The organism is Candidatus Thiosymbion oneisti, from assembly GCF_900092655.1.
Taxonomy (GTDB): Bacteria; Pseudomonadota; Gammaproteobacteria; order Chromatiales; family Chromatiaceae; genus Thiosymbion; species Thiosymbion oneisti.
Map to the genome: position 1 here is coordinate 1 of NZ_FLUY01000708.1, position 12,159 is coordinate 12,159.

Here is a 12,159-nt window from a genome sequence, read left to right on the forward strand (position 1 = left end):
ATGTCCCCTCTCCCGCCGGGAGAGGGGTTGGGGAGAGGGGATCAAAAAGATGAATCGCTCTACTTTTTCACTTATAATTTTACCACTACCGAAGCGATAAATGATGCTAACCGGGGCTGTGGATGTTGGGCACGGATACGATTCACTGCGCTCATCGCATCCTTGTATGTTTTGTTTCCAAGGGAATGCCAAGGATAAGCTATAAAGGGATTTGATGGGGCATGTTGGGGGCTTTGTCCACCCTACACTGCCGGTAGCAATTTGTTGATCGAGAGAAGTTTATACGCTCCTACCCTGCAGCGGCTACTGATTCCATGACAGTCCCATCCTATGGAATAATGTAAGCATCGAAGGCGACGCGCCTGGTCGCGTTGCCATGCCACTTCCTAACTATCGCTAGGCGCCGCAGGCGCATCCCGTCCCTCGCCAGGGGGAGCGGACCCGGAGATCCGATGGACGACAATCGCAAGCGGGCGTTGACAGCCGCCTTGAGCCAGATCGAAAAACAGTTCGGCAAGGGCTCGGTCATGCGGATGGGCGACGTGGGGGCCGTGCGCAACCTGGAGGCCATCTCTACCGGCTCCCTGGGGCTGGACGTGGCCCTGGGGATCGGCGGCGTGCCCAAGGGCCGGGTGGTCGAGGTGTATGGCCCGGAATCCTCCGGCAAGACCACCTTGGCCCTCCACATGGTCGCCGAGGCCCAGAAATTGGGTGGGACCGCGGCCTTCGTGGACGCCGAACATGCCCTGGATCCGAGCTATGCGGAGCGCCTGGGGGTGGACATGGATGAGTTGCTGGTCTCGCAGCCGGACACCGGCGAACAGGCACTGGAGATCACCGATATGTTGGTGCGCTCGGGAGCTGTGGACGTGGTGGTGGTGGACTCGGTCGCGGCCCTGACCCCGAAGGCGGAGATCGAGGGCGAGATGGGTGATTCCCACGTGGGTCTGCAGGCCCGGCTCATGTCCCAGGCCCTGCGCAAGCTCACGGCGAACATCAAGCGTTCCAATTGCGCGGTCGTCTTCATCAACCAGATCCGAATGAAGATCGGGGTTATGTTCGGCAATCCGGAGACCACCACCGGTGGCAATGCGCTCAAGTTCTACGCCTCGGTCCGGCTCGATATCCGGCGCACCGGCGCCATCAAGAAGGGTGAAGAGGTCATCGGTAACGAGACCAAGGTCAAGGTGGTCAAGAACAAGGTGGCGCCGCCCTTCAAGCAGGTCAACTTCGATATTCTCTATGGCGAGGGGATCTCTCGTGAGGGTGAGATTATCGATCTCGGCGTGCAGCAGGGCGTCATCGAAAAGTCCGGGGCCTGGTACAGTTACGACGGCAACCGGATCGGACAGGGCAAGGACAATGTGCGCGGCTTTCTGAAAGAGAACGCCGAGCTGACCCGCGGCATCGAAAACAAGATCCGCGCCCTGCTGTTGCCCCAAAGCGGCGATGCCGAAGCGACCGACCCCCAGCCGGCCGATCCGCAACCCCAGAAGGCGTGATCCTGGAACCGGACATCGGACGCGCTGCACTCAAGCTGCTGGCGTCACGCGAGCACAGCCGCGGGGAGCTCCGGCGCAAGCTGTGCGCATGCGGTTATGCCGAGGCGGAGGTCGAACGGCTTATCGAGGACCTGGCCGACCGCGGCCTGGTGAGCGATCGGCGGATGGCCGAGACCTATGTCGATGAGCGGGTACGCAAAGGGTTCGGGCCCGTGCGGATCCACCAAGAGCTGTGCCACCGGGGTCTTGCCGAGGAGCTGATCGAGTCATCCCTGGGGCGCTCGACGCAGGAATGGTTGGCTGCGCTGTCCAAGGCCCATGACAAGCGGTTCGGCCCCGGGCGGGCCTGTGATGCCAAGGCGCGTGCGCAGCGGGCCCGGTTTCTGGAGTATCGGGGGTTTCCCGCCCAGCTGATCGCCGACTTTCTGAACGGCAAAGACGAATTCTGATCCGGATGGAATAAGCCTCCCGCGAGTCCTCCGGCGTTTTCGAGTGTCCATGACAAATCTGCCTCATGAAGAGCCCATAGGATGCGGTGAGCGCCTGCCTGTCCCGACCCAGGAACGCCTGCCGGTGCCGGTCTGCCTTACTCCCAAGGATGGAACAGGCACGGCAGACAGGGGGCAGGCAGCGAACCGCATCTTTGAAATGTGCTGGTTTTTAGATAGCCTCTAAGCCTCCCGCGCGCCCGCCAACGTCCCCGAGTGTCCAGATAAATCTGTCCCATGAAGAGTAGCGCAGAACTCCGCACCAGCTTTCTCCGTTACTTCGCCGAGCGCGGGCACCAGGTGGTACCCGGTAGTCCGTTGGTACCCGCCGCCGACCCCACGCTGTTGTTCACCAATGCGGGTATGGTGCAATTCAAAGAGGTATTTTTGGGCCGGGAGCAGCGGCCCTATCGGCGCGCTGTCAGCGCCCAACGCTGCGTGCGGGCCGGGGGCAAGCACAATGACCTGGAAAACGTGGGTTACACGGTCCGTCATCACACCTTTTTCGAGATGCTGGGCAATTTCAGCTTCGGCGACTATTTCAAGCCGGAGGCGATCCGTTATGCCTGGGATTACCTTACCCAGGTGCTGGCCTTGCCGGAGGAGCGGCTGTGGATCACGGTCTACGAGGAGGACCAGGAGGCGGAAGCTATCTGGCGTGATGACATCGGTGTGAGTCCCGAGCGCGTCTCGCGCTGCGGCGAGCAGGACAATTTTTGGTCGATGGGGGAGACTGGCCCCTGCGGCCCTTGCTCTGAGATCTTCTACGACCATGGTCCGGAGGTGCCCGGTGGTCCTCCCGGTACCCTGGACCAAGACGGGGACCGCTTTGTGGAGGTCTGGAACCTGGTGTTCATGCAGTACGACCGGGACGCGGAAGGACGACTCACGCCCCTGCCGCATCCCTCAGTGGATACCGGCATGGGCCTCGAGCGCCTGGCGGCGATCATGCAGGGGACCCATGACAATTATGAGATCGATCTGTTCCGTGCCCTGATCGAGGCCACGGCGGAGCTGACCGGCTGTGCGGACCATCGCAACCAGTCGCTGCGGGTCATTGCCGATCACATCCGCTCCGCCGGCTTTCTGATCAGTGACGGCATCACCCCCGGCAATGAGGGGCGGGGCTATGTCCTGCGCCGGATCATCCGGCGCGCAATCCGCCACGGCTATCGGCTCGGCTGCCGTGAGCCTTTTTTCTACCGCCTGGTGGCGACACTGACAGGACAGATGGGTGCTGCCTACCCGGAGCTCGTGGCCGCCCAGGCCCAGGTGGAACGGGTGCTCAGGGTCGAAGAGGAGCGCTTCGCCGAGACCCTGGAGCAGGGTATGCGGATCCTGGAGCAAGCCATCGCCGGGATTCAGGGCGACCGCATCGACGGCGCGACTGTGTTCAAGCTCTATGATACCTACGGCTTTCCCACTGACCTTACGGCCGACGTGGCCCGTGAACGAGGCTTAAGCCTGGATATGGCGGGCTTTGAGCAGGCGATGGCGGAGCAGAAAGAGCGGGCCCGGGCAGCGAGTCGGTTCGGCGCGACCCAGGACATGGCCCTGGACTTGGAGGGGGAAACCGACTTCACCGGCTACGAGCGGCTCGCCGACCAGGCAACGGTAATGGCGATCTACCGGGATGGCGAGTCGCGGGACAACCTCTCCGAGGGCCAGGAGGGCCTGGTCGTACTCGACGTTACCCCCTTCTATGCCGAGGCCGGCGGTCAAGTGGGTGATACCGGCGAGCTCGTGCGCAGGGGAGTGCGTACCCGCATCCTGGATACCCGGAAACAAGGCACCAGCGTCATTGGTCACATCGCCCGCATGGCGGAAGGGGAGCTCCAAGTGGGCGATCGGGTGGAGGTCCGGGTGGATGCGCAGCGCCGGCGCCGGATCGCACTCAATCACTCCGCCACTCATCTGCTCCATGCCGCCTTGCGTGAGGTGTTGGGGGATCACGTGCAGCAGCAGGGCTCCCTGGTAGGCCCCGAGCGTCTGCGCTTCGATTTCTCTCATTTCGAGCCGCTCGGTCGCGATCAGATCCTCCGGATCGAGCGTCTGGTCAACCGGGAGATCCGTGCCAACCACCTGGTGGAGACCCGGATCATGTCCCTCGACGACGCCGAGGCATCCGGTGCTATGGCCCTGTTCGGCGAGAAGTACGCCGAGCAGGTGCGGGTGCTGCGCATGGGGGACTTCTCCACCGAGCTCTGCGGCGGCACCCATGTGCGTGCCCTCGGCGATATCGGTCTGTTCAAGATCCTTGCCGAGAGTGGCATCGCCTCCGGGGTAAGACGCATCGAGGCGATGAGCGGCGAAGGTGCGTTGGATCAGGTGGAAGCGGACGAAGAGCGCCTGTTGCGCCTCGCGCGCTTGGTCAAGGGCACGCGCGAGGACCTGGACGACAAGGTGCTCCAACTCCTGGAGCAGGCTAAGCGGCTGGAGAAGGAACTCGGCGAGGCCAAGGCCAAGCTGGCAAGCAGCGCGGGCCGGGACCTGGCCGCCCAGGCAGTGGACGTGGACGGCGTCAAGGTACTGGCAGCCAAGCTCGAGGGGGCGGATCCCAAAGGTCTGCGTGATACCCTGGACCGGCTCAAGGACCAGCTGGGCTCGGCGGTGGTGGTCCTGGCCGCCGAGAGTGACGGCAAGGTGAGCCTGGTCGCGGGGGTTACCAAGGACCTGACGGACCCTATGCACGCAGGCGACCTGGTCAAGCTAGTGGCCGCGAAGGTGGGCGGTCGGGGCGGTGGTCGAGCGGATATGGCCCAGGCCGGCGGCACTGATCCGACGGGCCTGCCCGAGGCGCTGGGACTGGTTGAGGGTTGGGTGCGGAAAAAATTGCATAAGACGCCCTTAATTTGAGGTCAGAGGGGTTGCATGATTGCGCGATATATTCACCGTTGATGGTAAAACTATGAATGATCTTATCTCGGCAATTGGTAATACTCTTCGCTTAGTTGGCGGAGCATTAGTTTTCATTCTAATTGCTCTGCCTCTAGGTATTTTGTGCTATGTCATCGCAGTATTGCTTCTTCCAATAGACGCATTGTTGATGATTCTTTCCGGGAAGAAATCGAATTGGGCAATTTTTAAAGGGTTTAGTAAAGCAGGCCAAACACTATTTGGTTGGTTTTCTGACTTTGCATCTTAAAGAGATATTGAAAAATTCCATAGAAGGGATAACTCTTTATAGATTCTGGACTACTTTGGAGTGCGCCGGCAAAGCGGCGCGGCCGCATTGAACCTCAGCTACGGGGGATACCAGCGGCGTTTGCCGGAAATTCGAGCACTTATAGGTTCCACCTGCGCCGCGGCGACGGCGCTTTCCCCTGGCCACAACACCTTTGCTTTGAGGGATGCGCGGCCCAATCCAAAGCGGCGGCAGGATTGTGCCACTTGCGACCCCCCGCTTACACCAAGCGTCGTAGGTTCCGGTAAGCATCGGGGTAAGGTTGCCGCCGCACTCCAAAATGTTTCTCTGGCTCCCACGCTCCAGCGTGGAAGCAAGTCCAGACGCTCCAGCGTCATGAAGCGTTGGCCGCTGGAGCGGCCACAATTGCGTTCCACGCTGGAGCGTGGGAACGAGCCAACAGACAACGCAAAGGACGCAAAGAGCGGGTAGGCAAATGCCGGAGGACTGGAATAATCGAACTCACGAAAGAACACATTACTCAGTCGCGAGTAATCGCAAAAGGTAAACGTATCCGGGATGTCCAACGACTCGTGGATCGGTATGGAGGTCAGCAATCAAAGTGGCTCAAGAAAAGCAGCCCGGCGTTCGAGTCGGAAGGATGTTTATGTGAGTTTCACTGGTATGAGCATTACGGTATCGGCAGATTCGAAACCAAGATAAAAGTAGTCTCAGAAAAATGATTGTGAAATTAAAATCTGCGAATCCTCGCTACCCTGACCTCTCGGAAGGGCAGCACTACTTTGTTCTAGGCATCGAGGCAAATGACTATAGAATACTGAACGACGTCGGAAAACCTTATCTTTATGCACCGGAACTCTTCGACGTGATAGACCCGACAGAACCGGGAGATTGGGTGACTGAATTCGGTGAGGATGGCGAGCGGTATTCGTATCCCGTTCTTCTGAACGAGGCCGGTTTCTTTGAGGATTTTTTCGACCAAAAGTTTGAACAAACCTCGGTATTCTGGCATGTTGTCAATCAAAGACTTGCTCACGCTGCATAAGCGGAAAATAAACAGATGCTGGAAATCAGCCGCTTTTTAGGAATAATCATACGAATGTATATTCGTGAACATGCTCCTGCCCACTTTCATGCAGAGTATGGAGAATACGAGATAACATGTTGAGATCGAAACGGGTGTAGTAACGGGTAAATTCCCACGACGTGCGTTGAGTGCGGTTTTAGAGTGGTATGTTTTGCATAAGAACGAACTTATGGCAAATTGGGAAGCTGCGATGAACAGAAAGCCATTATCAAAAATCGAACCTTTGGAGTAGGGTTATGTTTCTTCATGTTACACAGGCAACCTATATCGATGACTATCGAATTCGCGTGTCTTTCAATGACGGGGCATCGGGTGAAATAGATCTATCTACCGAACTGGATGGTGAAATTTTCGAGCCATTGAAAGACAAATTTTTTTTCAAATCATTCAAATTGGAAGGACATACCTTGGCATGGAGTAATGGAGCCGATTTTGCGCCGGAATTTTTACGGGAACATATTGCCTGATGGAGCCTGATCGTTCGGCCCCCACTTCGTCATTCCGGCGGGGATTGCCGGAATCCGACGACCTCCCTTTTCTATCCGCAGATTGAACAATGATCGGGAGAACCGAAATGCTTGACCAATCTTCAGAAGCCGATTTCTCCGTAGAAGATGAAAAGGAAGATGAGAGCGTCGAAATCGATTACGATATTGCAAGCTATCCTTCGGATTTCACCCTCTCCGGGATAGCCCAGATGTGGAAAGATGGGGATATTGTTATCCCTGATTATCAAAGAGAGTTCGTATGGACACAGAATCAGTCGTCACTGCTGGTAGACTCGTTCCTGCGTGGCCTGCCGGTACCGCCTGTCTTCTTCTACGTTGATGAGGACAACAAGAACCTGGTGATCGATGGACAGCAGAGAATATTGAGTGTCGTATTTTTCCTGGAGGGTTATTTCGGAAAGGAGAGCACTCAGAGGAAAAGGCAAATATTCCGCCTCTCGGGACTAAACGAGAAGAGCCCTTATTATAATAAGGAATTCGAAGAGCTGGATGGAAGCGATCAAAGGCGAATCAAACAAGCGATTCTACGTGCAATCAACATCAGGCAATTAAACCCAGCCGGTGAAGGCACCAGTGCGTACCATATTTTCGAGCGACTGAATACCGGTGGAACCCCGCTGAAACCACAGGAAATAAGAAACTGCGTATTCAGAGGAGAATTCAATAGGCTCCTGAAACAAGCAAACAGGGATACCAATTGGAGAAAGATACTCGGTAAATCCTACCTGGATAAGCACCAGAAAGATATCGAATTACTCTTGCGGGTATTCTCATTGGTCGGTGCCGCCGATGAGTATGAAAAGCCCATGAAGGAATTTCTGAATCGAGCAATGAAGGAACACAATTCCGGAACCTCGGAAAAAGCAACCGGATTTTTCGAGACCTTCGGTAAGGTGACCGAATCGATTATTCAATCTCTTGGCCAGAAACCTTTCCATCTACGAGGACCTGTAAATGTTTCGGCCCTTGACTCTATAATGAGTGTCCTTATCGAATATCATAAAGATGTCGATTATAGTGAATTGAAGGCGCGGTATTCAGATCTTGTGGATAACGATAATTTCAGGGAGTATACCAGGATAAATACCACGGATACCAAGGTAGTGAAAGATAGGATAAAAAAGGTCAAGGAATATATCCTGGGCTAGTGCCGTGATATACGGCTCGCATTTTCGACACGCGGATGATATAGTCAATCATCTGAATGACATTGTGCCTGAAATCACCAACCCCTTGTTGAAGGCGAAATATGTGGGATTCGTTTCCGTAGCGGCGGTGACGGTCTATGAGTTGGCGATAAAGGAAATACTCATAGAATTCGCGCGCCGAAAACACCAAGTATTTGGTCATTTCATCGAGGCCCATCTCGATAGGATCAATGGTAGGATACGGTTAAAAACAATCAAGGAAGAACACATTTCACGGTTTGGAAGCAAGTACGAAACCAGATTTCAACAAGGACTGGATAAAAGAACCAAAGAATATCTTCAAGATAACCAGCGTGACATAAAAAACTCATACACCAATCTCATTATATGGAGAAATGATTTCTCCCACACAGGAAGAATAAACCCAACCACCACCTACGAAGAGGCGGTGCAGGCCTATGAAGACGGTAAAGAGGTGATTCACTGCCTGGCCTCATGTATGATAGATGAATAGGTGATCGAATATTTTCATCTGCGGAGATCTGTGTAATCTGTGGATAAAAAAGCAGGCAGCCCGTAGGATGGGCAAAGCAAGCGTCCATCAAACTGGGCTCAAGGTTTCGGTCATTCTGCGGCGGTTTCCGCACCACGGCTGCTCGTTAGGATGCACAAAGCGCAGCGTGCCCATCGCGATCCATCTGTTGGGCACGGCGCGCTATGGGCCATCGGTCTGGTCGCCGGCTTTGCAGTGCGCGCCTTTGCCCAACCTACCCGACTCGTTTTCAGGCCAAGCGCTCGTTTTAGCAGTTGAGTATTATTCGGTGGCCTTGCTTAAGACGCTGAGAACGCAGAGAAGCTGTACTTTAAGGTGTTATTTTAACGACAGATCGTACGAATCGACGCGAAGTTCCGGTGGGCACGAACCATCTGATTCGCGTAGATTCGCGTGATTCGCAGTTTCCCCTTCCTGAAGAAGATAGGCTATCCGGGAAGTCCTATGTCCCTGATCGTCCAGAAGTACGGCGGCACCTCCGTCGGCAGTATCGAACGGATCAAGGCCGTTGCGGCAAGGGTCAAGACCTGGCGTGAGCGGGGCGATGGGGTGGTGGTCGTGGTCTCAGCCATGTCGGGCGAGACCGATCGTCTGGTCGCCCTGGCCAAGGCGATCCAAGCGCGGCCCAACCCGCGGGAGATGGACGTACTCCTGTCCACCGGCGAGCAGGTCACGATCGCCCTGCTCAGCATGGCGCTGGAAGACTTAGGCTGTCCCGCCAAGTCCTATACCGGGGGCCAGGTCCACATCCGCACCGACAGTGCCCATAACAAGGCCCGGATCCGCAAAATCGACGGCGCCCGGGTCAAGGCCGATTTGGATGCCGGGTGCGTGGTCGTGGTGGCCGGATTTCAGGGTGTGGACGAAGCGGGCGACATCACCACCCTGGGGCGCGGCGGTTCGGATACCTCGGCGGTGGCCATGGCCGCCGCTTTGGGTGCCGACGAGTGCCAGATCTATACGGATGTGGATGGTGTCTACACCACCGACCCGCGCATCGAGCCGCGGGCCCGCAAGCTCGACCGCATCACTTTCGAGGAGATGCTGGAGATGGCGAGTCTGGGCTCGAAGGTCCTGCAGATCCGGGCGGTGGAGTTTGCGGGCAAGTACCGGGTCCCCTTGCGGGTGCTCCCCAGCCCTAAGTTCGAAGATGAAGATGGGGAGGGCACATTGATCAGTTTCGAGGAGGAAGCAGTGGAAGGCGCCGTTATCTCCGGCATTGCATCCAACCGCGACGAGGCCAAGCTCACCATCCTAGGCGTTCCGGATCAGCCGGGCGTAGCCCACAAGATCCTTGGTCCCATCGCGGAGGCCAATATCGAAGTCGACATGATCATCCAGAATGTCACTGCCGACGAGGCCACGACGGACTTTACCTTTACCGTTCACCGCAACGACTATGAGCGGGCCCTGGAAATATTGGACACCACGGCGCGCTCCCTGGCGGCGCGGGAGGTCGCGGGCGACGATCGGATCGTCAAGATCTCTCTGGTCGGCGTCGGCATGCGTTCCCACGCCGGGATCGCCAGCAAGATGTTTGCCGCCCTGGCGAAGGAGGGTATCAACATTCAAATGATTTCCACCTCGGAGATCAAGATATCCGTGGTCGTGGACGAAAAGTACTTAGAGCTCGGCGTGCGGGCCTTGCACCAGGCCTTCGAATTGCATCGTGGGGACTGAGAAACTATCTGGTTAACCAAACAGCTTCTTAAGCCCCTGTCTGCCTGATTTCCCCAATGATGGTAAGGCAGTGGTAACAAAAAGACTTTGGTGTAGTCTGAGCTGTTGTTAGAATTAGGAAATGTGGAGTTTAACTCTGGATTCCATGCTTGGTTGGCCGTGACTGATCTCCGTTCGGTGGCACCGCAAAACGCTGGCCATGGCGGAGACAGGTCGCGATCTGGAAAAGGAGATGAGGGAGAAATAACAATGTTGATACTCACCCGACGAGTCGGCGAAACCCTGATGATCGGCGATGAGGTGACCGTTACCGTACTCGGTGTCAAAGGAAATCAGGTGCGCATCGGCGTCAACGCGCCCCGCGACATAGCGGTACACCGTGAAGAAATCTACGAGCGCATAAAGCGGGAGCAAGCAGAGCAGGCTACACAGCAGGATGAAGCCAAAGCCGTCCCTGATGCTGTTCCTGATGCTGTTCCTGAGTAGTCAAACACTAGGGCAGGGATACGACCTCCGCCCCTGATCGGGCTTTGTGATGTTGCCTGTTCTCTTCCCCCTGTTGGCTTCTCTAAAAGAAGGCAAGGCTGTAACAGCGTGCCTGCAGCTCAGGGGGTAACCTGCGGTTGCGGATGCCGGTGGTACCGTATCTTGTTTTGGAGAGATGGCCGAGCGGCTGAAGGCGCTCCCCTGCTAAGGGAGTATGGGTTAATAGCCCATCGAGGGTTCGAATCCCTCTCTCTCCGCCAATCATAGAATAAAGACCCTTTCTTTCCAGTAAGTTACCTCTTCTGCAAGGGATTTCTCCGCAGGGCCATAAGGCACCGGCAGGTTTGTTGGCCGGGGCGGGGATCTTCTCGGCCGCCGGTAAGCTGGTCACTGGCGCCGGCACCCTGGTTATGAACTCCGCCCACGCCTGCATCATCCGGGCACGTTTGGCGAACGGGTCCCCGCGTCGGTAGGCCGCCTCTACCTGGTTTTCGATCCGGGTAGCAGCTGCTCCAGGTGTCCCCGCCAGCGGGCCGGGTTGGCCTGGTCCCGGTAGCCATGCGCCGCCGCATAGTCCAGCACGTCTTCCATGTGTCCCTGTAGCCGCCTGGCGGTCTCGGTCTTGGTGTTCCAGAGCGGGGTCAGGATTGCCAGCACGTCGTCCGTGCCGATGGCGTCTACCGGCTTGGCGCCGATTACCGGGCAGGCATAGGTCTTGAGGGTACGGACCCATTGATGGGCATGTTCGGTATTCTTCCAGCCGCGTCGGTGCGTCCGGATGTACCGGGCGGCGCAGGTGGTGAAGGTGGGCCGGTTGCGGGCATTGCGGCGGGCCTCGATGGGATCGATACCGGCTTTGGCTTGCTTGCGATACTTGGCGGCCAGGTTACGGGCCTCGGCCAGACTCACGTCCGAGAAGCCGCCTAAGCCCATCTCCCGGCGCTTGCCGTCGATGGTGTAACGCAAGCACCATTTCCGGGTGCCGGTCTTGGCAACGGCGAGCCACAGCCCGCCGCCGTCGTTGTACTTACCGGGTCCGACGTTCCGGACCTTACGGTCGGTAAGTTTGCCCATGACTCAGCCCAGGGTGCGCAGGGCGTCGGCAAAGCGGGACACCGTATCCGACGCGCCGGTGGGGTGGATAACTCGAAGGTCCTTCTTAACCGGTTTCCCCTTCATTGCTCGGATTTCTTGCACGGCGGATAACCGCTCGATCTCGCCAAAGGCAGCAAGCCCGATCAGCAGGGCATCCCGGATGCGGGCGATAGTCTCACCGTTGAAAGTAAAGGTAGAATGGTCATTAGCCATGGCCGAACCTCCATACAGGTTGGGTTGTGGTCAGGGCCTCGGTACGGTTGCCGCCGTATCGGGGCCTGCCTATTCAGGTGACTCACCTTTGGAGCCACCTTGCAGGCATCTATTATAACGGGTTTCGGCGCATTGTCCAGGGCTGGATTGGGAGGGCAGTGGCTCAGTTTGAAAAATTTATGCTTGGCCGCTCACTTTCCGGCCCATTTAACGCCAGGACGCAATGGCGCCAAGACGCAAAGATTCTTTGTTC

General features: G+C 57.0%; 14 protein-coding genes and 1 tRNA gene. 13 read left to right on the plus strand and 2 right to left on the minus strand.

Annotation, left to right across the window (positions count from 1 at the left end):
* The first annotated feature begins 452 nt into the window (after positions 1 to 452).
* The 13 genes from recA (at position 453) to BQ17_RS07775 (ending at position 10,858) form a co-directional block, all read left to right on the plus strand.
* Entirely contained in the window at positions 453 to 1,502 is a 1,050-nt protein-coding gene (recA, locus tag BQ17_RS07725; RefSeq protein WP_089725853.1) for a recombinase RecA, read from the plus strand.
* Positions 1,499 to 1,951: a regulatory protein RecX gene (locus BQ17_RS07730; protein WP_256091513.1), complete on the plus strand. Its 453-nt coding sequence runs from the start codon at positions 1,499 to 1,501 to the stop codon at positions 1,949 to 1,951. The genes recA and BQ17_RS07730 overlap by 4 nt, the downstream gene beginning before the upstream one ends.
* A gap of 276 nt (positions 1,952 to 2,227) precedes the next feature.
* Positions 2,228 to 4,846, plus strand: coding sequence for an alanine--tRNA ligase (alaS, locus tag BQ17_RS07735; RefSeq protein ID WP_089725855.1), 2,619 nt, complete (start codon positions 2,228 to 2,230; stop codon positions 4,844 to 4,846).
* A gap of 19 nt (positions 4,847 to 4,865) precedes the next feature.
* Positions 4,866 to 5,135: a hypothetical protein gene (locus BQ17_RS20455; protein WP_141699160.1), complete on the plus strand. Its 270-nt coding sequence runs from the start codon at positions 4,866 to 4,868 to the stop codon at positions 5,133 to 5,135.
* A 724-nt stretch (positions 5,136 to 5,859) separates the two neighbouring features.
* Positions 5,860 to 6,180 carry a hypothetical protein gene (locus BQ17_RS07740; protein ID WP_176722344.1) on the plus strand — a complete coding sequence of 107 codons (321 nt, stop codon included), beginning with the start codon at positions 5,860 to 5,862 and terminating at the stop codon, positions 6,178 to 6,180.
* A gap of 54 nt (positions 6,181 to 6,234) precedes the next feature.
* On the plus strand, positions 6,235 to 6,303 hold the full coding sequence (locus BQ17_RS23255) for a DUF4160 domain-containing protein (RefSeq protein WP_256091515.1): 69 nt from the start codon (positions 6,235 to 6,237) through the stop codon (positions 6,301 to 6,303).
* A 43-nt stretch (positions 6,304 to 6,346) separates the two neighbouring features.
* Positions 6,347 to 6,454: a hypothetical protein gene (locus BQ17_RS23260; RefSeq protein WP_256091514.1), complete on the plus strand. Its 108-nt coding sequence runs from the start codon at positions 6,347 to 6,349 to the stop codon at positions 6,452 to 6,454.
* Between the two features lie 4 nt (positions 6,455 to 6,458).
* The gene (locus tag BQ17_RS07750) at positions 6,459 to 6,689 is read left to right on the plus strand and encodes a DUF2442 domain-containing protein (RefSeq protein ID WP_089725859.1); all 231 of its coding nucleotides are present in this window, start codon (positions 6,459 to 6,461) and stop codon (positions 6,687 to 6,689) included.
* A 107-nt stretch (positions 6,690 to 6,796) separates the two neighbouring features.
* Entirely contained in the window at positions 6,797 to 7,879 is a 1,083-nt protein-coding gene (locus tag BQ17_RS07755) for a DUF262 domain-containing protein (RefSeq protein ID WP_089725861.1), read from the plus strand.
* 4 nt (positions 7,880 to 7,883) lie between these two features.
* Complete coding sequence (locus BQ17_RS07760; RefSeq protein ID WP_089725863.1) at positions 7,884 to 8,393, plus strand: HEPN domain-containing protein; 510 nt, start codon at positions 7,884 to 7,886, stop codon at positions 8,391 to 8,393.
* Positions 8,394 to 8,876: 483 nt separating this feature from the next.
* On the plus strand, positions 8,877 to 10,112 hold the full coding sequence (locus tag BQ17_RS07765; RefSeq protein ID WP_089725864.1) for an aspartate kinase: 1,236 nt from the start codon (positions 8,877 to 8,879) through the stop codon (positions 10,110 to 10,112).
* Positions 10,113 to 10,361: 249 nt separating this feature from the next.
* Positions 10,362 to 10,598 (plus strand): carbon storage regulator CsrA, encoded by a 237-nt coding sequence (csrA, locus tag BQ17_RS07770; protein ID WP_089725866.1) that lies wholly within the window; start codon positions 10,362 to 10,364, stop codon positions 10,596 to 10,598.
* A 169-nt stretch (positions 10,599 to 10,767) separates the two neighbouring features.
* Positions 10,768 to 10,858: transfer RNA gene (locus BQ17_RS07775), tRNA-Ser, on the plus strand.
* Between the two features lie 220 nt (positions 10,859 to 11,078).
* Here BQ17_RS07775 and BQ17_RS07780 read toward each other — a convergent pair.
* Positions 11,079 to 11,672, minus strand: a complete 594-nt coding sequence (locus BQ17_RS07780; RefSeq protein ID WP_089725868.1) for a tyrosine-type recombinase/integrase — start codon at positions 11,670 to 11,672, stop codon at positions 11,079 to 11,081.
* Between the two features lie 3 nt (positions 11,673 to 11,675).
* The gene (locus BQ17_RS07785) at positions 11,676 to 11,906 is read right to left on the minus strand and encodes a hypothetical protein (protein WP_089725870.1); all 231 of its coding nucleotides are present in this window, start codon (positions 11,904 to 11,906) and stop codon (positions 11,676 to 11,678) included.
* Positions 11,907 to 12,159 lie beyond the last annotated feature (253 nt).

Bases quoted from the DNA above. Each gene is read 5' to 3' on its own strand.
- recA (WP_089725853.1), top strand. From the start codon at position 453: ATGGACGACAATCGCAAGCGGGCGTTGACAGCCGCCTTGAGCCAGATC.
- alaS (WP_089725855.1), top strand. From the start codon at position 2,228: ATGAAGAGTAGCGCAGAACTCCGCACCAGCTTTCTCCGTTACTTCGCC.
- BQ17_RS07750 (WP_089725859.1), top strand. From the start codon at position 6,459: ATGTTTCTTCATGTTACACAGGCAACCTATATCGATGACTATCGAATT.
- BQ17_RS07755 (WP_089725861.1), top strand. From the start codon at position 6,797: ATGCTTGACCAATCTTCAGAAGCCGATTTCTCCGTAGAAGATGAAAAG.
- BQ17_RS07765 (WP_089725864.1), top strand. From the start codon at position 8,877: ATGTCCCTGATCGTCCAGAAGTACGGCGGCACCTCCGTCGGCAGTATC.
- csrA (WP_089725866.1), top strand. From the start codon at position 10,362: ATGTTGATACTCACCCGACGAGTCGGCGAAACCCTGATGATCGGCGAT.
- BQ17_RS07780 (WP_089725868.1), bottom strand. From the start codon at position 11,672: ATGGGCAAACTTACCGACCGTAAGGTCCGGAACGTCGGACCCGGTAAG.
- BQ17_RS07785 (WP_089725870.1), bottom strand. From the start codon at position 11,906: ATGGCTAATGACCATTCTACCTTTACTTTCAACGGTGAGACTATCGCC.